This is a genomic window from Kitasatospora sp. NPDC001175 (assembly GCF_053598215.1).
Genome location: NZ_JBSFJU010000021.1, coordinates 60,177 through 81,014 on the forward strand (window position 1 = coordinate 60,177; position 20,838 = coordinate 81,014).

Sequence of the window (20,838 nt, forward strand, 5' to 3'; positions counted from 1 at the left end):
GGAGCCGCGTCCTGTGGAAGTGCTGACGGGTGGGGAGCCTTCTTCTTGTCGGGGTCAGATGCGAACCAGGCGAGGAAGACCAAGGCCGCGATGCAGCCAACGACGATGAGAATGAGGCCAATCAATAGGATCTCCTTGATCATGTGGTGGTTGGCGCGCATCCGGCTGCGGGGCGAGGGTTCGAACTCGTGCGCAGGGAAACCTATCGCAGGGCGGCCAGCGTTCGGTCGGGGTAGGCATCCGTGACGCTTCCCCACACAGTCGCCACATCTTGAAGCCGTCTCCTGTCCGGTTCGTCCGACGGCGCGTCAGTAGGATGAGCGGCTCAACATCGGGTCAGGGAAGGGCATATGCCATGGGGGATGCAGGGTTTCAGGTGCAACCTGAAGCGATCAGCAGGTATGCGTCAGTGGTCGGTGATCAGGACGGGCAGCTCTCGCAGGTCCAGTCGAGGGTCTCAGGCATCACCATCTCGGGCGACGCCTTCGGGAAGCTGCCGAACGCCCATCACCTGTTGCAGGAGTACAACGACCACGTGGACGCCAACCGGAAGAACCTCGCCGACCTCATCGAGGCCCTGAACCAGACCTCCGAGGCGCTCAACGGCACTGCGCAGAACTACCTCCAGCACGAGCAGGAGCTCGGTGCGGGCCTCGGGGGTGGCCAGTGAGCATCAAGGACACGGCGGTTGAGTGGACGCGTGACAAGGCGAAGCAGCAGGAGAGGAAGCAGGAGCAGAAGTTCCTGGACGGCCAGCTCGACAAGGTGACCGGGTTGGGCGACGGCTCTGACAAGTCCAAGTCGAACGGCGACGGCCCGAGTCCCATCATGGCGCCGCGGGGGCCCGTCCTGGGGCCGCCGAGCGATGCCTACGGCTGGACCCGGGCCACGTGCCAGAGCATGCCTGCGCTCACCCCGGCCCAGATGCCCGACCGGAGCGGCCTGAGCGGCTGGCTTGACCACAATGTCAAGGCGGCCCTCGATCACTGCGGCATCATGCACGGCCTGGAGAAGGTCACCGGCAACCTCCAGGCGCTCAACGAAGCCGCGGAGGAATGGCACGCCCAGGCGGTCGCGGTCCAGAACGTGGCCGACCAGCTGCGGGCCGAGTGCAGTTCCCTGCCGCAGCAGTGGCAGGGAGCCGCCTCCGATGCCTTCGGGCGACACATGGGTGAGGTGGTTGAGTCCCTCGACGGCACCGCAGCGGGCCTGTACCAGACCGCGCAGATCATCAACCAGGCCGCTCAGATGTGCGCCCTGGCCGAGAGCATGGTCATCCAGATCATCAGCGAGGCGATCGAGGCGCTGATCGCCTCGCTCGCCATGGAGGTCGTGGTCAGCGTCCTGACGCTGGGTATCGGCGCCATCGCCAGTGCCATGATCGACGCAGCCGAGATCTCGGTCTTCATCGCCCGTGTCGCCAAGGTGTCCACCGAGCTGGCCAAGAATCTCGAGGAGCTGGTGAAGGCCCTCAAGGAGATGAGGTCCGCGATGAAGGCGGTCAAGAGTCTCAAGGATGCGCGGGAAGCCTACAAGTCGATCCAGAACGTCCGTAAGGTGGTCAAGGGCATTCGTGAGATGGAGGACGGCGGCGACAACCTGCTGAAGATAGCCAGGGACGCCAAGGAGGCCAGGTCGCTCGACGGCGTGGGCGAGAAGGTCGCGAAGTACGGAGCACGTGAGGCCGCGCACTACGTCGACTCCAAGGTGACGGACTGGGCCCAGGGCGAGTTCAAGCAGCATGTTCTCGGCGACAGCAAGGACGACCCGGTGTCCACCATCAATCCGCACGACCTCAAGTGGGGTGCCGACGAGGACCACGGCACCGGGCGCAAGGGGAGCCATGGCGCTGTCGTGAACAGCCTCCTGAGTACCGGCAAGGTCATCGGTGGGATGGCGAAGCCGGGCCTCGGCGTGGTGACGGGCGACATGAAGGACGAGACGAGCGGGCACCTCATCGAGGGCGCCTTGGAGGGCGAGGCCGGTCAGTACGTGCAGCACAACCCGCACTACTTCGGCAGCGGACTCGTGCACGACGTGGCCAACACCCCCGTCATCGGGGACAAGCTGCGGGAGAACGAGTACGTGAAGGGCGTGGCGGAGGGCGAGAACGACCCCGCGCCCTACCGCGTCAACAAGTCCCGCATCGAGGAAGCCTTCGGGTAAGCCTCGCGATCGCTACTGCGGTCACGGCCGAGGGGGCGCCGTGAGGACCGCGGTGTCCCCTCGGCCGTGACACGATCGCCTTGTCCCTCGCCGGGTTGTGGCTGGGCGTCCCCCGCGGCTGAGGTGCTGCGCTCGCTCTGCCAACTCCCGGCCGCTGCTCACCGGCTGGTGTAAACGACGAGTTTTTCCGGTTCGAGCTGTCCGTCGTCGTCGGCGGTCTCCGCGCGGAGCTGCTGAACGGGTGATCTTCCGACATAACTTCCGTCGCTGCCAAGCTCTCTGACTGAGCATCAGTAAATTGCTGTCGCGCCTCTGTACGCGGGGGTGCAGCTGTGGTGACATGGACGCGCCAAGTCTCCTCCCGAATCACCACCGCTCACAACACTGACGCATCCCACGGGATCCGTGGGCGATCGGAAGGGAAAGTCATGCTGTCACGCATGCTGGCCGTCGGCGGCGTCGCCGTGTCGCTGCTCGGCTCCTCGGGCTTCACATGGGGAATGACTCCGCCGCCGGACAAGATCGTCATCGACGTGGCGACCGTCAACGGCTCCGGCTGCCCGGCCGGTACCGCCGCCGTCGCGGTCTCGCCGGACAACACGGCCTTCACCGTGACGTACAGCGACTACCTCGCCCAGGTGGGCGTCGGCGCCAAGCCGACCGACTTCCGGAAGAACTGCCAGCTCGACCTCAACGTCCACGTCCCCCAGGGCTTCACCTACGCGATCGCCTCCGCCGACTACCGCGGCTACGCCCACCTGGAGCCGGGGGCCACCGGCGTCCAGCAGGCGAACTACTACTTCCAGGGACAGCCGCAGACCACCTCGAAGAGCCACCGGTTCAACGGCGGGTACGACAACAACTGGCAGGCCACCGACGCGGTCGACGTCGCCGCCCTCGTCTTCGCGCCCTGCGGTGAGGAGCGCAACTTCAACATCAACACCGAACTGCGGGTGAGTGCCGGCACCTCCGACCCGACGAGGACGACCAGCTTCATGACCATGGACTCCACCGACGGCAACATCAACACCACCTACCACCTGGCCTGGAAGCAGTGCCCCTGAGTTCCCCCCGGAACGCCTGGCGCGCCCTCCCCTCCGCACCCGGAGGGGAGGGCGCCGCCGCGTCCGGCGGCACGGACTCCGTGCGGCTGCCGTCACTGCGCTCCGGACCACAGCGCGGACCGCGGCTCGGCTGATAAGCACACCACATGGAGGAACTGGTGCGACTCAGCGAGATCGAGCAGACCGCGCCCGGCGGCGGGCAGTTGCTGGGAGCGGCCCACAAGCCGGCCCCGTGAGGCCCGGCGCCGCCGCGCCAGGCCATTGACGGGCGCACGCCCGCTCGGCCTGCGCCCTGCTCCGGACCGCGCGCCGAGAGCGTGCTGGGCGGCGCCGACGGGCCGTGAGCCCCCGCCACTTCGCGAGGCGCGACTGCCGGGGTTCAGGCGGTGTGCGCCGGGGGCCGCAGCGAGTCGAGGACTGCGCCGGCCTGGTCGGCCAGGGTCACCGCGACGAGACGGGCCTGGCGCGAGGGCACGGCGCCGGGCGTCGGTTCGAGCATGAAGCGGCCGACGTACTGGCCGTTGCCGAACAGTCGCAGCTCCACGTCCTGGTCGGGCAGGCCGAGACGGTCCGCGTCCCAGGGCCTGCGGCCGATGACGACGGAGCCGTCGTGCTCCAGGCGCGGCGGGTGGCCGAGCAGGGAGCCGTACTCGAACCGGCAGCCGCGCAACCGGAGCAGCTCGACCAGCTGGTCCTGGACGTGGTCGACCACGGTGATGGCCGAGTTGGCCGAGCGGGCGAGTACGGCGGTGGCGTGGATCCGGGCCAGGTAGTCGGCGTCGGTGATCGCGACGACCTGCAACCGGCTGGCGTGGAACGCCAGTTGGGAGACCGCCAGGCCGACGAGCAGCAGCAGGACGGCGGTGGTGAGGTCGGACGACTTGCTGATCGCGAAGCGCTCGTACGGCGGGGTGAAGAAGAAGTCGAACCACACGGCGGCGGACACCGCGGCGAGAGCCCCGGCCAGCCGGCGGCCCAGCGCGGCCACCGCCACGACCACCACCACCAGCAGCAGCAGTGCGACATCGGTGTTCGCCAGGCGGTCGCGAAGCGGCAGCAGCACCGCGCACAGGGCGGCCGGGCCGAGGACCGCCGCGACCAGCGAGAGCGTATCCCTGGTGAGATGCCGGAGCATGACGCACCTCCTGGCTTCCGGTGTAGCAGCCCGATGGCCCGGCGCAAGCGCTGAGCCCAACCGTTGACGCAGCCTTAGCGGTCGAGCGTGACCGCCCCGGCGCAGGCCCCTGACGGCCTAGGAAAGGTCACCATGTCGCGGCGCGCCGCCGGAGAATCGGCGTGACCGAGTGTGACCCCAGTAGTCGCGGAGCGTGGTCGACATGATGGACCTGGCCTATGTCGGTGTGACGGTGCTGTCGTTCGGCGTCCTTGCCCTGGTCGCCAGGGGGGTGGGGCGGCTGTGAACGGCCCGGCCGCCCGCAGCCGGCAGGCCGGTCCGGCCGGTCCGGAGCGGAGGAGGGGATGAGCGCGGACAACATCGTCGGGCTGGTCGTCTCGAGCGTCATCACGGTCTATCTGGTACTGGCGCTGATCCACCCGGAGAGGTTCTGAGGTGGCCCCCGGCCTCGCGGGCCTGCTGCAGGCGCTCGCCCTGGCGGCGGCGCTCGCGCTGTCGTACCGGCCCCTGGGCGACTACCTGGCGCACCTGCTGACCAGCCGGCGGCATCTGCGGATCGAACGGGGCCTGTACCGGCTGATCGGGGTCAACCCCGACTTCGACCAGACCTGGCGGGCATATCTGCGCGGAGTGCTCGCCTTCTCGGCCGTCTCGGTGCTCTTCCTCTACGCCTTCCTGCGGCTGCAGAACCACCTCTGGCTGTCGCTGGGCTTCCCCGGTGTGCCCGCGGCGACGGCGTGGAACACCGCGGTCTCCTTCGTCACCAACACCAACTGGCAGTCGTACTCGGGTGAGTCGACCATGGGCCACCTGGTGCAGATGGCCGGCCTGGCGGTGCAGAACTTCCTCTCCGCCGCCGTGGGCATCTCGGTGGCGGCGGCGCTGGTCCGGGGCTTCGGCCGCAGCCGGACCGACCGGGTGGGCAACTTCTGGGTGGACGTGGTCCGGGTGACGGTACGGCTGCTGCTGCCGGTGTCGGTGGTCTTCGCGATCGTCCTGGTGGCGGCCGGAGTGATCGAGAACCTGCACGCTCCCATGACCGTCACCACCCTGAACGGCGGCTCGCAGGCCGTCACCGGCGGCCCGGTCGCCTCGCAGGAGGTGATCAAGGAACTCGGTACCAACGGCGGCGGCTTCTACAACGCCAACTCCGCGCACCCGTTCGAGAATCCGAACCCGCTGACCAACTGGCTCGAGGTCTACCTGCTGCTGGTGATCGCCTTCGCGCTGCCCCGGAGCTTCGGCACGATGGTCGGCGACCGGCGCCAGGGCCATGCGATCGCCGCCGTGATGGCGCTGATCTGGATCGGCTCCGCCGGCCTGCTGACGCTGTTCGAGTGGCAGCACCACGGCAGCGCCCTGCGCGCGGCCGGTGCGGCGATGGAGGGCAAGGAGGTGCGGTTCGGCATCGCCGGCTCCACCCTCTTCGCCGCCTCGACCACGCTCACCTCGACCGGCGCGACCGGCTCCACACACGACTCGTACTCACCGCTGGGCGGCGGCGTGCTGCTGCTGGACATGATGCTCGGTGAGATCGCGCCCGGCGGCGCGGGGTCGGGCCTCTACGGCATGCTGATCCTGGCCGTCGTGACGGTGTTCGTGGCCGGGCTGATGGTCGGCCGCACGCCCGAGTACCTGGGCAAGAAGCTGGGCGGCCGGGAGATCAAGTTCGCCTCCCTCTACATCCTGACCACCCCGGCGATCGTGCTGGTCGGCACCGGTACGGCGATCGCCCTCAGGGCGGGGCGGGCCGGCATCCTGAACACCGGCCCGCACGGCTTCTCCGAGGTGCTCTACGCCTTCACCTCGGTGGCCAACAACAACGGCTCCGCCTTCGCCGGCCTCACCGCCACCAGCACCTGGTGGAACACCGCGCTGGGCCTCGCCATGCTGTTCGGCCGGCTGCTGCCGATGGTCTTCGTACTGGCGCTCGCCGGATCCCTGGCCGGACAGAGCCCGGTGCCGGTGACCGCCGGGACGCTGCCCACCCACCGGCCGCTGTTCGTGGGGATGCTCCTCGGCGTGGTCCTGATCGTCGTCGGGCTCACCTACTTCCCGGCCCTGGCCCTGGGACCGCTGGCGGAAGGGCTGCGCTGATGCCGCCGCCCACGCAACAGGCGCACCGGGTCTCGGCCGGGGTGCTGGACCCGAAGCAACTGCTGCTCTCCCTCCCCGACGCGCTGCGCAAGCTCGACCCCCGGGTGATGGTCCGCCACCCGGTCATGTTCGTGGTGGAGATCGGCGCGCTGCTCACCGTCTACTCGGCGGTCCGGCACCCCGGTGTGTTCGCTTGGGTGATCACCGCCTGGCTCTGGCTCACGGTGCTCTTCGCCAATCTGGCGGAGGCCGTGGCGGAGGGCCGGGGCAAGGCCCAGGCACAGACCCTGCGCCGGGCCAGGACCGAGGCCGTCGCCAGGCGGATCACCACGGCGTGGCACCCCGGCCTGGCCCGGCCGCCGGAGGAGACCGTGCGTGCGGCTCAGCTGCGGCTCGGTGACCACGTGATCGTGGAGGCGGGGCAACTCATCCCGGGTGACGGCGACGTGGTCGAGGGCGCGGCCTCGGTGGACGAGTCGGCGATCACCGGTGAGTCCGCCCCGGTCATCCGCGAGTCCGGCGGGGACCGCTCCGCCGTCACCGGCGGCACAACGGTGCTCTCCGACCGGATCATCGTGAGGATCACCTCCAGGCCGGGGGAGACCTTCATCGACCGGATGATCGCGCTGGTCGAGGGCGCCGCCCGGCAGAAGACACCCAACGAGATCGCCCTCGACATCCTGCTGGCCTCGCTGACCGTCATCTTCCTGCTCGCCGTCGTCACCCTGCAGCCGATGGCCACCTTCGCGGGCGACGAGCAGCCGATCGTGGTCCTGGTCGCGCTACTGGTGGCGTTGATCCCGACCACCATCGGCGCGCTGCTCTCCGCGATCGGCATCGCCGGCATGGACCGGCTGGTGCAGCGCAACGTGCTGGCCATGTCCGGCCGGGCGGTGGAGGCGGCCGGCGACGTCTCGACGCTGCTGCTGGACAAGACCGGCACCATCACCTTCGGCAACCGGCAGGCGGCGGAGTTCACCCCGGTCGGCGGTACCGACCTGCGCCGACTGGCCGACGCCGCACAGCTGTCCAGCCTCGCCGACGAGACCCCCGAGGGGCGCTCCATCGTCGTGCTGGCGAAGGAGCGGTACGGGTTGCGCGCCCGTACCCAGGCGGAGACCGGGCACGCCGAGTGGATCGGGTTCTCCGCGCAGACCCGGATGAGCGGTGCGGACCTGCAGGAGGACGGCGGTACCCGGCGGATCCGCAAAGGGGCGTTCGGCGCGGTCGTCCGCTGGGTGGAGGAGCACGGCGGCAGCCCCGGCGACGAGCTCGGTCCGCTCGTCGACGGCATCTCGGGGGCGGGCGGCACCCCGCTGGTGGTGGCCGTCCAGGACGGCGGCGAGCCGGCCCGGGTCCTGGGGGTCATCCACCTCAAGGACGTGGTCAAGCACGGCATCCGGGACCGCTTCGACGACCTGCGCCGGATGGGCATCCGGACCGTCATGATCACGGGGGACAACCCGCTGACCGCCAGGGCGATCGCGAAGGAGGCCGGGGTGGACGACTTCCTGGCCGAGGCCACCCCCGAGGACAAGATGGCCCTGATCCGGCAGGAGCAGGGCGCGGGGAAGCTGGTCGCGATGACCGGGGACGGCACCAACGACGCCCCGGCCCTGGCCCAGGCCGACGTCGGAGTGGCGATGAACACCGGGACCTCGGCGGCCAAGGAGGCCGGGAACATGGTGGACCTGGACTCCAACCCGACCAAACTGATCGAGATCGTCGAGATCGGCAAGCAACTGCTGATCACCCGAGGGGCGTTGACCACCTTCTCGATCGCCAACGACGTGGCCAAGTACTTCGCGATCATCCCGGCGATGTTCGCCGGCGTGTACCCGGGCCTGAGGCACCTGAATGTCATGGCGCTGCACAGCCCGACCTCGGCGATCACCTCGGCGGTCATCTTCAACGCGTTGATCATCGTGGCGCTGATCCCGCTCGCCCTGCGCGGCGTGCGCTACCGCCCCTCCTCGGCCTCCGCACTGCTGCGGCGCAACCTCGGCGTCTACGGCGTGGGCGGTGTGGTCCTGCCGTTCATCGGGATCAAGCTGATCGACCTCCTGGTGCAGTTCGTGCCCGGGCTGAGCTGACGACGGAAGGAGAGCCCACGTGCCGACGCCACTGCTGGTGCAGATCCGGCTGTACCTGGCCGCCCTGCGGCTGCTGCTCGTCCTCACCGTGATCTGCGGGCTGGCCTACCCGCTGCTGATCACCGGCTTCTCCCAGCTGGCCCTTGACGGGCAGGCCAACGGCTCGCGGCTGGAGCGGGATGGGCAGGTGGTCGGCTCTCGCCTGCTGGGCCAGACCTTCGACCTGCCCAAACGCAACCCCGCCGATCCCAAGGAGCCGGCCAGGCCAGATCCCAGGTGGTTCCAGCCACGGCCCTCGGCGGCGGGCAGCGGGTACGACCCGATCGCGTCGGGCGCCTCCAACCTCGGTCCCGACGACGTCGGCCTGACCACGACCGTCAGGGACCGCCGCGCGGCCGTCGCCGCCTTCGACGGCGTGACGCCCGAACAGGTCCCCCCGGACGCGGTCACGGCCAGCGGCTCCGGGCTCGACCCGCAGATCTCCCCGGCCTACGCCCACCAGCAGGTCAACCGGGTCGCAGCGGCCCGCGGTCTGGAGCCGGCGGTGGTCCGGCGGCTGGTCGAGGAGCACGTCCAGGGACGCGTCCTGGGTTTCCTGGGCCAGCCCCGGGTGAACGTTCTCGCCCTCAACCTCGCGCTCTCACGGCTCGGTTGAGCAGCGGACGGGTGCACCGAGGCGGGATCAGCAGCTGCGCAGCTCCGGTGTCTGGTTGAGGAGCTGGGCGCGCAGCGAGGTGAATTCCCGGTAGGCGTCGCCCTGTTCGGTGCCGGGGCGGAAGGCGGCCACGCGGTGGCAGTTCATGAAGGCGAGCCGCACGCCGAAGTGCCGCTCCAGGCTGCCGCGGATGGCGTTGCTGGCCAGGGCGCGCAGCAGCTGGGCGCGCTCCTGGTCGGTCGGAGTGGTGTTGTCGTCGGCGAACTCGGCGGTGGAGGAGCCGAGTTCGGTGCTTAGCCCGGCGACCACCCGATAGGCGTAGGGGAGCGAGGTGCGGACGGTCTCGATGAAGTCGGCCTCGTCGACCGTGCCGTTCTCGGCCTGGGCGAGGAGGGCGGGGGAGACGTCAAGTGACATGGCGGGATCCCTTCGGAGAAGCTTAACGAAGATGAAAACCATTAGCGATAGCCGCCGATGCTTTGTCAAGTTCCCTGCGAAGTGGGGTGGGGGCTCCTCGGGGTGCGCTCCGGCATCCGCGGCGAAGGTGCACCGAACAGGTGTCGCATCCAGCGGGGTTTGGCGTCCCGGAGTGGCGAGGAGATGCGGGGGTCATGGCATGCGGAACTGGAAAGCCGCTATGCTCGAAGGTCTGCGGGAGTAGAAATTCCTGCAGAAAACCCGGCAGTGACATTCTATCAACGGAGGCCAGCTTGTCAAGCGAGGAGATCGCCCGGGAGCAGGAGCACCTCTCGAGGGTCTACCGGCGGTTCGACGCCCTGCGGGAGCAGACGTCCAGCGGGCTGGCCGAGTTACTGCGGGCGTCCACCGCCGGAACCGCGCAGGCGCGGATCGAGCGTGACACCGCCCACGTGCGGCAGGCCGAGCGTCTCATCCAGCTGAACGCCGCCGAGCAGGGGCTCTGCTTCGGCCGGCTCGACGTGGAGGACGGCGAGTACCGGCACATCGGCAGACTCGGCATCCTCGACGACCGCCACGAGCCGCTGCTGATCGACTGGCGCGCGCCGGCCGCCCGGCCGTTCTACCTGGCGACCGCGGTCTCACCCTGCGGCGTCAGGCGCCGCCGCCACCTGCGGACGGACGGCCGGACAGTGGTCGCACTCCACGACGAGGTGCTCGACCCGGACCTGGCCGAGCACGCCCCGGACGGCCAAGTCACCGGCGAGGCCGCGCTGCTGGCCGCACTGAACGCCGGCCGGACCGGCCGGATGACCGACATCGTCGAGACCATCCAGGCCGAGCAGGACCGCATCATCCGCTCCGACCACCAGGGCATCCTGGTCGTCCAGGGCGGACCCGGCACCGGAAAGACCGCGGTCGCCCTGCACCGGGCGGCCTACCTGCTGTACGCGCACCGCGAGCGGCTGGCGCGGCGGGTCGTGCTGGTCATCGGCCCGAACGCCGCCTTCCTCCGCTACATCGGCCAGGTGCTGCCCTCCCTCGGAGAGACGAGCGTGCTGCTGTCCACCGTCGGCGAGCTCTATCCGGGCGTGGTCCCGGAGCGGACCGAGTCGCCCCGGAGCGCGGAGATCAAGGGGCGGTCGACGATGGCCGAGATGGTGGCGGCCGCCGTACGGGACCGGCAGTGGGTCCCCGAGGAGGTGCTGGAGATCGACCACGAGAACGAGGTGCTGCGGCTGGACCGGCAGACCTGCGTCCGGGTCCGGGAGCGGGCCCGCGAAACGGGTCTGCCGCACAACCTCGCCCGCCCGCTGGTGGTCCGGGAGATCGTCGATGTCCTCGCCCGCCAGTGGGCCGACCGCATCGGGGCCGATCTGCTCGGCGGCCCCAACCTGCTCGACGAGCAGGACGTCGAGGAGATCCGCCGGGAACTGCGGGAGAGCCCAGCGGTACGGGCCGCACTGGACGAGCTGTGGCCGGTGCTGACCCCGCAGCAGCTGCTCGCCGACCTGTTCAGCTCCGCGGAGCGCATCGCCTCCGCGGCGCCGGGACTCAGCGCGCAGGAACAGCGCCTGCTCCTGCGCCGGGCAGCGGGCGGCTGGGCGCCGTCCGACGCGCCGCTGCTGGACGAAGCCGCCGAACTGCTCGGCGAGGACGGCCGCGCGGCCCGGGCGCTCACCGAGCGGGAGCGGCGCGAACGCCTCGATTACGCGCAGGGAGTGCTCGACATCGCCATCGGCTCCCGCTCGACCGACCTGGAGGAAGGCCTGGCGGAGGAGTCGCTGTCGGTCCACGACCTACTGGACGCCGGGCGGCTGGCCGAGCGGCACGAGGAGGCGGACCACCGGACGGCGGTGGAACGCGCGGCAGCCGACCGGACCTGGACGTTCGGGCACGTCATCGTCGACGAGGCGCAGGAGTTGTCCGAGATGGCCTGGCGGCTGCTCATGCGCCGCTGCCCCACCCGCTCGATGACACTGGTCGGCGATGTCGCGCAGACCGGGGACCCGGCCGGTACCACCTCCTGGCAGCGGGTGCTCGACCCGTATGCCGCCGGGCGCTGGCGACTTGAACGGCTGTCGCTCAACTACCGCGTGCCGGCCGAGATCATGGCGGTTGCCGCGGACGTACCGGTCGGCCTGGACGCGGCCTTCCAGGTGCCGCGGTCGGTCCGGGCCACCGGCGTCCACCCGCGGTGCTGGGAGGTCCGGTCGGCCGAACTGCCGTGGCGGCTGGGCGAGATCACGGCCAGGGAGGCCGCCGGGCTGGAAGGGCGGCGGCTGGCGGTGATCGTGCCCGAGGCGAGGCTGGTCGAGCTGGGCGACGCGGTGACCGCAGCCGTTCCGACCGCCCGGATCGGCGAGGACCCCCAGGCGCCGAGCCCGGTCGTGGTGCTCAGCCCGAAGCAGTCGAAGGGCCTGGAGTTCGACGCCGTCCTGGTGGTCGAGCCGGCCGGGATCGCCGACGGGTCGCCGCGGGGGCTCGGCGATCTGTACGTCGCGCTGACCCGGGCCACCCAACGGCTGGACGTCGTGCACAGCGGTGTGCTGCCCGCGGTGCTCGGACGCCTGGCCGACGGCCGCCCTGCCGATCCGGCTGACCTCGACTGTTAGGCTAGCGAAGCGTGAGCGCGAAGCCCCAGATTCCCAATGTCCTGGCCTCTCGGTACGCCTCGGCGACCCTGGCCCAGCTGTGGTCCCCCGAGCACAAGGTGGTCCTTGAGCGCCACCTGTGGCTCGCCGTCCTGAAGGCCCAGCAGGACCTGGGCATCGAGGTGCCGGCCGAGGCCGTCGCCGACTACGAGCGGGTGGTCGACCAGGTGGACCTCGGCTCCATCGCCGCCCGCGAGCGGGTCACCCGGCACGACGTGAAGGCCCGGATCGAGGAGTTCTGCGAGCTCGCCGGGCACGAGCAGATCCACAAGGGCATGACCTCCCGGGACCTCACCGAGAACGTCGAGCAGCTGCAGATCCGGCAGTCCCTGGAGCACGTCCGGGACCGTACGGTCGCCGTCCTGGTCCGCCTCGGCAGCCTGGCCGCGCAGCACGCGGAGCTGGTCATGGCCGGCCGTTCGCACAACGTCGCCGCGCAGGCCACCACCCTCGGCAAGCGCTTCGCGACCGTCGCGGACGAGCTGCTGGTCGCCTTCCAGCGCCTGGAGGAGCTGATCGCCCGCTACCCGCTGCGCGGGATCAAGGGCCCGGTCGGCACGGCCCAGGACATGCTGGACCTGCTCGGCGGCGATGCCGAGAAGCTCGCCGATCTGGAGCGCAGGGTGGCCGGCCACCTCGGCTTCGAGAACGTGCTCACCAGCGTCGGCCAGGTCTACCCGCGCTCGCTGGACTTCGAGGTGGTCACCGCCCTGGTCCAGCTCGCCGCGGCGCCCTCCAGCCTGGCCAAGACCATCCGCCTGATGGCCGGCCATGAGCTGGTCACCGAGGGCTTCAAGGCCGGCCAGGTCGGCTCCTCGGCGATGCCGCACAAGATGAACACCCGCTCCTGCGAGCGCGTCAACGGCCTGGCCGTGATCCTGCGCGGCTACGCGTCGATGACCGCCGAGCTGGGCGGCGACCAGTGGAACGAGGGCGACGTCTCCTGCTCGGTGGTCCGCCGGGTCGCGCTGCCGGACGCCTTCTTCGCCTTCGACGGCCTGCTGGAGACCTTCCTGACCGTGCTCGACGAGTTCGGCGCCTTCCCGGCCGTCGTCGAGGCCGAGCTGGACCGCTACCTGCCGTTCCTGGCCACCACCAAGGTGCTGATGGGCGCGGTGCGGGCCGGCGTCGGCCGGGAGACCGCGCACGAGGTCATCAAGGAGCACGCGGTGGCCTCCGCGCTGGCGATGCGCGAGGGCGCCCGCGAGAACGCGCTGCTGGACCGGCTCGCCACCGACGGCCGGATCCCGCTGGACCGCGCCGAACTGGACGCGCTGCTCGCCGACCGGCTCTCCTTCACCGGTGCGGCCGGTGCGCAGGTCGCCGAGGTGGTCCGCCGGGTGGAGGCCGTCGCGGCCGCCCACCCCGCCGCGGCGAAGTACGCGCCCGGCGACATTCTGTGACGGGTCCGCTCGCGGATCCGAGGTGAAAGGGCCCCGCTCCGGCGGGGCCCTTTCGCGTGTCGTCGGGATAAGGACGCCTACGATGCACGTGAACCGGACAGAGGGAGATGTTTCATGCGGGCGCAGCGAGCGGGCTTGTGGCAGGGGCGGACCAGGACGGCGCGCATAGTACGCGCGGGTGCGCTGCTGGCGGTGACCGCGCTCGTCACCACCGGCTGCTCCGAAGGGGACCACAAGCCGGTCCCCGCGCGCGAGGTGCACGAGTCCTCGGCCCCCGGACAGCTGAGCATCAAGACCGGGAGCACGGAGGACATGCCCGCGATCACGATCACCGGAGCCACCGTCCACCCGGGTGCGAACGGGGAGGGTGAGCTGGCGATGGTGGTGCGTGACGACAGCACCATCGCCGAGCACCTGGTGATGGTCTCGTCCACCGCGATGGGCCGCGCGGTGCTCAAGCAGCCGGGTGGCGCCGGGACCGTGCCGCCGGTGGGGGTGGCGCTGTCGCCGGGCAAGCCCGCCGCCTTCGGGACGGCGGACGGGTACCACGTGGTGCTGCAGAACCTGAACATTCCGAGCGGTGCGAAGGAGCTGCCGGTGTCGGTGCTCTTCGCCCGGCTGGGCCTGGTGCAGATGAAGGCGGTCGTGGGCTGACGCGGGCCGGGGCCGTCGGCATGCCGATCGCGCACTCGTGACCCCGGGCCCGCTCCGGCGGGGCGGCCGCTCAGGGCGACTCCGGTTCGTGGCCGGGATCGATCGGGGGATGGGTCGGGGCGCAGTACCACTCGCAGTCCGGCTCGGCCCGCGGGCGGTCCGGGGCGAGGGCGTCGCCGCGGACCGTGGTCAGGGCCAGCAGACCGCCCGCGGTGAGCAGGGCGGCGCAGATCAGCATCGCGGTACGGAACCCGGCGTCCACCTCGCTCGGCACCCGGTAGGCATCGCCGCTCAGACCGGAGAGCGCGGGCAGGGCGGCGACCGCGAGCAGGCCGGCGGCCCGGGCGGCGGCGTTGTTCACCCCGCTGGCGATGCCGGCCCGGCGTACCTCGACGGCCGCCAGGACGGTCGCCGTCAGCGGTGCCACCAGGGTGGTCATCCCCAGGCCCAGCAGCACCACGGCGGGCAGCACGTCGGCCCAGTACGAGGCACCCGGGCCGATCCGCAGCATCAGTAGGACGCCGCCCGCGCAGAGCAGCGGCCCGACGAAGAGCGGGATCCTGGGCCCGATCCGGCGGCCCAGCTTCCCGGCTTGGCCGGAGAACGCCAGCATCAGCAGGGTGGTCGGCAGCAGGGCGAGTCCCGCCATCAGCGGTTCGAACCCGGCCACCGTCTGCAGCTGGACCATCAGCAGCAGGAAGATCCCGCTGAACGCCCCGTACACGCAGAGCGTCACCAGGTTGACCGCCGTGAACAGGCGGGAGGAGAACAGCTCCAGCGGCAGCATCGGCTGCGGGTTGCGCCGCTCCGCCCGCACGAAGAGCACGCCGAGCAGGAGGCCGACCGCGCCGGCGATGCCGGACAGGCCGCGGCCGCCCTCGGTCAGCGCGTACGTCACCCCACCGAGGGCGAACGCGGCGAGCACCGCGCCCCGGACGTCGAAGCGGCCGGTGGCGGACTCGTCCCGGCTCTCGGGGACATGACGGAGCGTCACCCAGATGACGACCGCGGCCAGCGGTACGTTCAGCAGGAAGATCCAGCGCCAGCCGGGCCCGCCCACCAGCCAGCCGCCGAGGAACGGCCCGACGGCGGCCGACACCCCGCCGAGCCCCGACCAGACGCCGACGGCCCCCGAGCGGTCGTCGGGACGGAAGGACGCCTGCAGCATCGCGAGCGAGCCGGGGGTCAGCAGAGCGCCGCCGATGCCCTGCAGGGCGCGGGCGATGATCAGCAGCTCGATGCCGGGCGCGGCCGCGCAGGCGGCGGAGGCCGCGGCGAACCAGCAGACGCCGATCAGGAAGACCCTGCGCCGGCCGTAGCGGTCACCGAGCGAGCCGCCCAGCAGGATCAGGCCGGCCAGGGTGAGAAGGTAGGCGTTGACCGTCCACTGGAGGGCCGCCAACGAGGCACCGAGGTCGGCGCCGATCCGGGGGAGCGCGACGTTCACCACCGTGCCGTCGAGCAGCGCCATACCGGAACCGAGGGCCGTTGCGAGAACTACCCACCGGCCCTGTGCGGTGCCCAGGCGCAGGGTGCCGGCGGTGTCATCCGTGGTCACGTCCCGATCCTCCGCCAGTACGGGGGCCGGCGCACCCCCGCGTGGCGCGGTTTTCCCGGAATTCCGCCGGTCACGGTGCGGCCGTACCTATCCGACGGCTGGTCCCCGCCGGGCGCCGTCGCCCAGCAATTCCATGACCGTGCCGATCACTTGCCCGTGCGCGGCCTCGTTCACCCCGAGCGGGCTCCAACCCGCCAGCCGGGCCGCGTCGAGCAGTTGCTCCAGCGGCTGCGGTGGGACGCGGTCGGTGCTCCGCCGTCTGCGCTGGGCCCGCCGCTCGTGCTCCACGGCCGGCCAGAGGACGCTCAGTTCGCCTCCGGTTTCCAGGACTTGGTCGGTTCGCTCGGCCATCCCGGCCGGCGGCCAGCGGCGGGTGGTCTCGACCCGGCTGATGTGCGAGTCGTGGTAGCCGAGCCGGCGGCCGAGCTCCGCCTGGCTCAGCCCGCGCAGGCGGCGCCAGTGCCGCAGCCGGTCGCCGAACCTGGCGTGCGCGGAGGCCGCCGACTGCCGCTCGTACAGAGGGAGTCCGGGCGTGTGCGGGCTGGGGGACACGGGACCTCCAGTGGGGTGGACGGACCGTCAGGAGCCTCGCAGCGGGTTGTCATGGACAGATATCCCCGGAATGTCCAGCCGGTCAAACCGCCCTGCCCGCAAGGGGGTTCGGGGTGGGGGCAACCGTGCGCCGTCCGTACCCCGGGGGCGGTCGTGGGCCAAGGGTACGGACGGCGGTGCCAAAGAGGCGGTCCGATCAGGCGGTGAGCCGGGCGCGCAGCGCGTCGACGGTCTCGTCCTTGAGGCCCAGGCCGGCCCGGACGTAGCTCTCGACGTCGCCCCACACGTCGGTCATGGTCCCGATCGCCGCCTCCAGGTAGGACGGGTGGACGCCGATCACGGCGTCGGCGATCTCCGGGTCGCCGCCGGCGCTGGTGAAGGCCGCGACCTGCGGGGCGAAGGCCGCGCGCACCGCCGGTCCGGCGGCCAGGTACTCGGCCAGCACGGTCCGCCGGTCCGCGCCGAGCAGCAGCAGGATCAGGCTGGCGCCCCAGCCGGTACGGTCCTTGCCCGCCGTGCAGTGGAAGAGCACCGGACCGCCCTCGGGCCGGGCGAGCGCGGTCAGCAACTGCTTGTACGCGGCACGGGCGGAGGCGCTGGTGACGAAGCCGCGGTAGTCCTTCTCCAGCGCCTGCCGGGCCCGGCCGCCGCCGAGGGTGCGGTTGGCCGTGGCGGGGTCGGCCATGGCGGCGCCGAGCCGGTTGGCGGCGCCCGCGCCGGAGGTGTCCGCCATCACGTCCGCGACCAGCAGGTTCGCCCCGGCCGGGACCCGGTCGGGGCGGGAGGCGCGTTCGAAGGCCGTCCGGAGGTCCACCACGGTACGGATGCCGAGCGCCGCGACCGCGGGATCGCCCCGCGGGTCCAGCCGGTCCAGCTGGCCGGAGCGGAAGGCGGTTCGGGGGCGCACCCGGCCGCCGTTGGGCAGGGATATACCGCCGAGGTCCCTGAGGTTGGTGACGGTTGCGGACTCGACGACCTGGGAGTTCGGCATGGCAACCTCCTGTGCGCGATGGTCTCGCTGCACGCGATGGATCCGATGGGAGCGATGTGGGTGCCGGGCGGTGTCCGGGGCGCCCGGCGTTCGTGCCGGCGTGACGCGGGATGCCGGACACCCCGGGGTGCCGGTCGGCACGGTTCCCGGGCGACGTGGCGCCGGACCGGGCCGGGTCCCTCTGCAGGGCACTGACCAGCCTCGTCAGCACCGTAGGCCGACCATGGCGCGGACGCGCGCGGAGTACGTCCGGTCGGTCTGATCCGGTACCTCCGGCAGGTGGGTGGGGGAGCACCCGGGCGCACTGGGGCAGCCCGGGGGCGCACGCCCGGTGCGGAGCCGGTGGCGGATTGCCCGGACCGCCCGTCGGACGGCAGGGTGTGCATGGCCCCACAGCAGGTGGGCGGACGGAGGGGAATCCAACCCGTTATGGCACCCAAGATCCTGATCATCACCGGCGACGCGGCGGAGTCGCTGGAGGTCCTCTACCCGTACCAGCGGCTGCTGGAGGAGGGCTACGAAGTCCACATCGCGGCGCCGGCGCGCAAGAAGCTGCAGTTCGTGGTGCACGACTTCGTCGAGGGCTTCGACACCTACACCGAGAAGCCCGGCTACACCTGGGACGCCGACACCGCCTTCGCGGAGGTGGATCCGGCGCAGTACGCCGCCCTGGTGCTGCCCGGCGGCCGGGCCCCCGAGTACCTGCGCAACGACGCCGAGGTCAAGCGGATCGTGGCCCACTTCTTCGAGGCCGACAAGCCGGTCGCCCAGATCTGCCACGGGCCGCTGATCACCCTGGCCGCCGGCTCGCTGGCAGGCCGCCGCAGCGCGGCCTACCCCGCGTTGGAGCCGGACGTGAAGGCGGGCGGCGCCGACTACCGGGACGGTGACGCGGTGGTGGACGGCGTCCTGGTCTCGGCCCGGGCCTGGCCGGACCACCCGGGCTGGATGCGCGCCTTCGTCGAGGTCCTCCGCGAGAAGGCACCGGTCGACTGACGGGCGGTTCCGGTCGGGCAGCGCCCGTCGATGGCCTGCTGTGACGTCAACTCGCCCCACAGGGCTCGGGTTACCGCTGACGGTGGCTGCCCCGAGCGGCGGCCGGGGGCCGCGCGGCCGGCACGCCAGGGAGGAGTGCGGCCCCGCGCCGGGCGCCGCCTTGCCGGGCGCTCGGTGCGAAGCGGCGCTCCGCGAAAGGCATCGGTGTCGGTCAGCGGCGCGTCCTGGGTGCGGCGGTACCGTCGCCGCTATGCATGTCGTCATCGCCGGTGGACACGGCCAGATCGCCCGTCGCCTGGAACGCCTGCTCGCGGAGCGCGGCGACACCGTGACCGGGCTGATCCGCAAGCCCGAACAGGTCCACGACCTGGAGTCGCTGGGCGCACGGGCAGTCGTCTGCGACCTGGAATGGACCCCGGCGGCCGATCTCGCCAAACACCTGCACGGCGCCGACGCGGTGCTCTTCGCCGCAGGCGCGGGCCCGGCCAGCGGCAGCGCGCGAAAGGAGACCGTCGACCGGGCCGCCGCCGTCCTGCTCGCCGACGCCGCGGGCCTCGCCGGGGTCGGCCGCTACCTGATGATCAGCACCATGGGCCTGGACCGCGCCGACGACCCGGGTACCGAACCGGAGTTCGCCGCCTACCTCCGGGCCAAGGCCCTCGCTGAGGATGAACTGCGCCACCGCGACCTGGCCTGGACGATCCTGCGGCCAGGCCGCCTGACGGACGAGCAGGGCAGCGGGCTGGTCCACCTGGCCGCACCACCGCTGCCCAGCGGCTCCGTACCGCGCGACGACGTCGCCCAGGTGCTGCTCGCCCTCCTGGACACCCCGTCCTCGGCCGGGCGCACCCTCGAACTCACCTCGGGCCGCGAGTCGGTGGCCGAGGCCCTCCGAACGGTGCTCTCCACCGGCTGACCGCGACCGCCGGACTCATGCCGACCCGATGCGCGTGCCCGAACGCCGGGTCGTCCCGGTTCGAGGGGAGGGGACGGAGCCGTCCGGGGGTGGGGTGCGACGGCCGGTGAGGAGGGTCAGGATGAGCGCGAGGGTGACCAGGGCGGTGCAGGCCAGGACGGCGTGCCAGTACGCGGCTCGGGGGTCGGCGCCCGTACCGGCCGAGCCGTGCAGGTAGATGCCGGAGACCGCGGAGACCGCGACGGCGCCCGCGATCCGCTGCGACATCTGCAGGATCCCGCCCGCGACTCCCGCCGCCCGGGCCGGAGCGTGCCGCAGCACCGCGGCCTGGTTGGGTGAGACGGAGAGCCCGGAGGCCGCGCCCGAGCAGAGCTGACCCGCCGCCAGCAGGAGCGGCAGCCAGCCCGTCGGCGCGTACCGCCCGGCCAGGCCGCTCAGCAGCAGCGAGAGGACGGCGAGCGCGAGACCGAGCGCCACCACGTGCCGTCCGATCCGCTGCACCACCCGCCAGGCGACCGCCGAGGCACCGGCCATCGCCAGGGCCGAGGGCAGGGTGACGGCAGCCGCGGCGAGCGGCGAGAGGCCGAGTCCGTCCTGCAGGAACATCACCAGCACCAGTGAGGCGGCCAGCGAGGAGCCGAACTGGCCCATGGCCACCACCGTTCCCAGTGCGTACGGCGTCGAGCGGGCCAACGCCGGGTGCAGCAGCGGGCGGTGGCCCGCCGCTGCGTACCGGCGCTGCCAGAGAAGGAAGACCCCGGTGAGCGCGGCGGCCGCCAGTGCCCACAGCGACTTGCCGGTGGCGTCGGACGGTTGGATGAACGGCAGCATCACCGCCAGCGTCATCGCGCCCACCAGCAGCAGGCCGACCGGGTCCAGGTCGGTCCGGCCCGCCCGGCGACGGGGCGGCGGCAGGTGGCGCACCGCCAGGATCAGGGTGGCCAGACCGGAAGGCGTACTGACCAGGAACGCCAGCCGCCAGCCCCAGTCGGGGCCGGCCACGGCGATCAGGGCACCGCCGAGCGGTGGTCCGAGCGCGATGCCCACCGCGCAGACCACCTGGTAGAGGCCGAGTGCCCGGGTGCGTTCCGGACCGGTGAAGACGTCCTGGATGGTCCCGATCATCTGCGAGTTGACCAGGCCGGCCCCGGCACCCTGCAACAGCCTCAGCGGTACCAGCAGTTCGGGTATCGGCACGGTGCTCGCCAGCAGCCCGGCCGCGAAGAACACCGCGATGCCCGCGACGAAGAACGGCTTGCGGCCGCGCTCGTCACCGAGCCGGCCGCCGGGTATCAGCGCGAGCCCGAAGGCCAGTGAGTACCCGGCGACCAGCCACTGCACCTGAGTGGCACCGGCGTGCAGCGAGCTCCGCAGCGCCGGTACCGCGATGTTGAGAACCGAGTTGTCCAGCATGGTGGTGAGGCCACCGGCCAGACAGACCGTCAGCACCTTCCTGCTGGCCGCGTTCAAGGCCGTACCGCCAGGAC

The 20,838-nt window shown here is 71.6% G+C and carries 18 protein-coding genes; 12 read left to right on the forward strand and 6 right to left on the reverse strand.

Annotation, left to right across the window (positions count from 1 at the left end; genetic code table 11):
• The first annotated feature begins 409 nt into the window (after positions 1–409).
• The 3 genes from ACWDAK_RS17555 (at position 410) to ACWDAK_RS17565 (ending at position 3,230) form a co-directional block, all read left to right on the forward strand.
• Positions 410–670, forward strand: coding sequence for a hypothetical protein (locus ACWDAK_RS17555; protein WP_344639982.1), 261 nt, complete (start codon positions 410–412; stop codon positions 668–670).
• Positions 667–2,166 (forward strand): WXG100 family type VII secretion target, encoded by a 1,500-nt coding sequence (locus ACWDAK_RS17560; RefSeq protein WP_427393878.1) that lies wholly within the window; start codon positions 667–669, stop codon positions 2,164–2,166. Before ACWDAK_RS17555 ends, ACWDAK_RS17560 begins: the two co-directional genes overlap by 4 nt.
• A 428-nt stretch (positions 2,167–2,594) precedes the next feature.
• On the forward strand, positions 2,595–3,230 hold the full coding sequence (locus ACWDAK_RS17565) for a DUF4360 domain-containing protein (protein WP_344639980.1): 636 nt from the start codon (positions 2,595–2,597) through the stop codon (positions 3,228–3,230).
• Positions 3,231–3,609: 379 nt separating this feature from the next.
• Here ACWDAK_RS17565 and ACWDAK_RS17570 read toward each other — a convergent pair whose 3' ends face one another.
• Positions 3,610–4,365, reverse strand: coding sequence for a DUF4118 domain-containing protein (locus ACWDAK_RS17570; protein ID WP_427393877.1), 756 nt, complete (start codon positions 4,363–4,365; stop codon positions 3,610–3,612).
• A 344-nt stretch (positions 4,366–4,709) separates the two neighbouring features.
• Here ACWDAK_RS17570 and ACWDAK_RS17575 point away from each other — a divergent pair, with 344 nt between their 5' ends.
• The 4 genes from ACWDAK_RS17575 to kdpC are packed head-to-tail and all read left to right on the forward strand — an operon-like array spanning position 4,710 to position 9,210.
• Positions 4,710–4,799, forward strand: a complete 90-nt coding sequence (locus ACWDAK_RS17575) for a potassium-transporting ATPase subunit F (protein ID WP_344639978.1) — start codon at positions 4,710–4,712, stop codon at positions 4,797–4,799.
• 1 nt (position 4,800) lies between these two features.
• The gene (gene kdpA, locus ACWDAK_RS17580; RefSeq protein WP_344639977.1) at positions 4,801–6,462 is read left to right on the forward strand and encodes a potassium-transporting ATPase subunit KdpA; all 1,662 of its coding nucleotides are present in this window, start codon (positions 4,801–4,803) and stop codon (positions 6,460–6,462) included.
• Positions 6,462–8,555 carry a potassium-transporting ATPase subunit KdpB gene (gene kdpB / locus ACWDAK_RS17585; protein ID WP_427393876.1) on the forward strand — a complete coding sequence of 698 codons (2,094 nt, stop codon included), beginning with the start codon at positions 6,462–6,464 and terminating at the stop codon, positions 8,553–8,555. Before kdpA ends, kdpB begins: the two co-directional genes overlap by 1 nt.
• Before the next feature lie 19 nt (positions 8,556–8,574).
• Entirely contained in the window at positions 8,575–9,210 is a 636-nt protein-coding gene (kdpC, locus tag ACWDAK_RS17590) for a potassium-transporting ATPase subunit KdpC (protein ID WP_427393875.1), read from the forward strand.
• A gap of 27 nt (positions 9,211–9,237) precedes the next feature.
• Here the strand turns inward: kdpC and ACWDAK_RS17595 are convergent, their stop codons facing one another.
• On the reverse strand, positions 9,238–9,627 hold the full coding sequence (locus ACWDAK_RS17595) for an SCO5389 family protein (protein ID WP_427393874.1): 390 nt from the start codon (positions 9,625–9,627) through the stop codon (positions 9,238–9,240).
• A 293-nt stretch (positions 9,628–9,920) separates the two neighbouring features.
• On the opposite strand from ACWDAK_RS17595, the gene ACWDAK_RS17600 reads away from it, so the two are divergent.
• The 3 genes from ACWDAK_RS17600 (at position 9,921) to ACWDAK_RS17610 (ending at position 14,338) form a co-directional block, all read left to right on the forward strand.
• Entirely contained in the window at positions 9,921–12,242 is a 2,322-nt protein-coding gene (locus ACWDAK_RS17600) for a HelD family protein (protein ID WP_427393873.1), read from the forward strand.
• An 11-nt stretch (positions 12,243–12,253) separates the two neighbouring features.
• Complete coding sequence (gene purB, locus ACWDAK_RS17605) at positions 12,254–13,684, forward strand: adenylosuccinate lyase (RefSeq protein WP_427393872.1); 1,431 nt, start codon at positions 12,254–12,256, stop codon at positions 13,682–13,684.
• 114 nt (positions 13,685–13,798) lie between these two features.
• Positions 13,799–14,338 (forward strand): hypothetical protein, encoded by a 540-nt coding sequence (locus tag ACWDAK_RS17610; protein WP_344639971.1) that lies wholly within the window; start codon positions 13,799–13,801, stop codon positions 14,336–14,338.
• A 70-nt stretch (positions 14,339–14,408) separates the two neighbouring features.
• Here ACWDAK_RS17610 and ACWDAK_RS17615 read toward each other — a convergent pair whose 3' ends face one another.
• From ACWDAK_RS17615 to ACWDAK_RS17625, 3 genes are all read right to left on the reverse strand, one after another.
• Entirely contained in the window at positions 14,409–15,896 is a 1,488-nt protein-coding gene (locus ACWDAK_RS17615) for an MFS transporter (protein ID WP_344639970.1), read from the reverse strand.
• Between the two features lie 87 nt (positions 15,897–15,983).
• Positions 15,984–16,448 (reverse strand): helix-turn-helix domain-containing protein, encoded by a 465-nt coding sequence (locus ACWDAK_RS17620; RefSeq protein ID WP_344639969.1) that lies wholly within the window; start codon positions 16,446–16,448, stop codon positions 15,984–15,986.
• Positions 16,449–16,644: 196 nt separating this feature from the next.
• Complete coding sequence (locus ACWDAK_RS17625) at positions 16,645–17,439, reverse strand: tyrosine-protein phosphatase (RefSeq protein WP_427393871.1); 795 nt, start codon at positions 17,437–17,439, stop codon at positions 16,645–16,647.
• A 429-nt stretch (positions 17,440–17,868) separates the two neighbouring features.
• Here ACWDAK_RS17625 and ACWDAK_RS17630 point away from each other — a divergent pair, with 429 nt between their 5' ends.
• Both ACWDAK_RS17630 and ACWDAK_RS17635 read left to right on the forward strand, forming a co-directional pair.
• The gene (locus tag ACWDAK_RS17630; protein WP_344639967.1) at positions 17,869–18,435 is read left to right on the forward strand and encodes a DJ-1/PfpI family protein; all 567 of its coding nucleotides are present in this window, start codon (positions 17,869–17,871) and stop codon (positions 18,433–18,435) included.
• Positions 18,436–18,685: 250 nt separating this feature from the next.
• A complete protein-coding gene (locus ACWDAK_RS17635) occupies positions 18,686–19,351 on the forward strand; it encodes an SDR family oxidoreductase (RefSeq protein WP_344639966.1) in 666 nt (221 codons plus the stop codon).
• Between the two features lie 15 nt (positions 19,352–19,366).
• On the opposite strand, the gene ACWDAK_RS17640 is transcribed toward ACWDAK_RS17635, so the two are convergent.
• A complete protein-coding gene (locus ACWDAK_RS17640) occupies positions 19,367–20,821 on the reverse strand; it encodes an MFS transporter (protein ID WP_344639965.1) in 1,455 nt (484 codons plus the stop codon).
• Positions 20,822–20,838: the final 17 nt, after the last annotated feature.

Excerpts from the sequence above, each read along its gene's own strand:
- ACWDAK_RS17575 (WP_344639978.1), top strand. The coding sequence starts at position 4,710 with ATGAGCGCGGACAACATCGTCGGGCTGGTCGTCTCGAGCGTCATCACG.
- ACWDAK_RS17625 (WP_427393871.1), bottom strand. The coding sequence starts at position 17,439 with ATGCCGAACTCCCAGGTCGTCGAGTCCGCAACCGTCACCAACCTCAGG.
- ACWDAK_RS17570 (WP_427393877.1), bottom strand. The coding sequence starts at position 4,365 with ATGCTCCGGCATCTCACCAGGGATACGCTCTCGCTGGTCGCGGCGGTC.
- ACWDAK_RS17595 (WP_427393874.1), bottom strand. The coding sequence starts at position 9,627 with ATGTCACTTGACGTCTCCCCCGCCCTCCTCGCCCAGGCCGAGAACGGC.
- ACWDAK_RS17635 (WP_344639966.1), top strand. The coding sequence starts at position 18,686 with ATGCATGTCGTCATCGCCGGTGGACACGGCCAGATCGCCCGTCGCCTG.
- ACWDAK_RS17565 (WP_344639980.1), top strand. The coding sequence starts at position 2,595 with ATGCTGTCACGCATGCTGGCCGTCGGCGGCGTCGCCGTGTCGCTGCTC.
- ACWDAK_RS17610 (WP_344639971.1), top strand. The coding sequence starts at position 13,799 with ATGCGGGCGCAGCGAGCGGGCTTGTGGCAGGGGCGGACCAGGACGGCG.
- ACWDAK_RS17630 (WP_344639967.1), top strand. The coding sequence starts at position 17,869 with ATGGCACCCAAGATCCTGATCATCACCGGCGACGCGGCGGAGTCGCTG.
- kdpB (WP_427393876.1), top strand. The coding sequence starts at position 6,462 with ATGCCGCCGCCCACGCAACAGGCGCACCGGGTCTCGGCCGGGGTGCTG.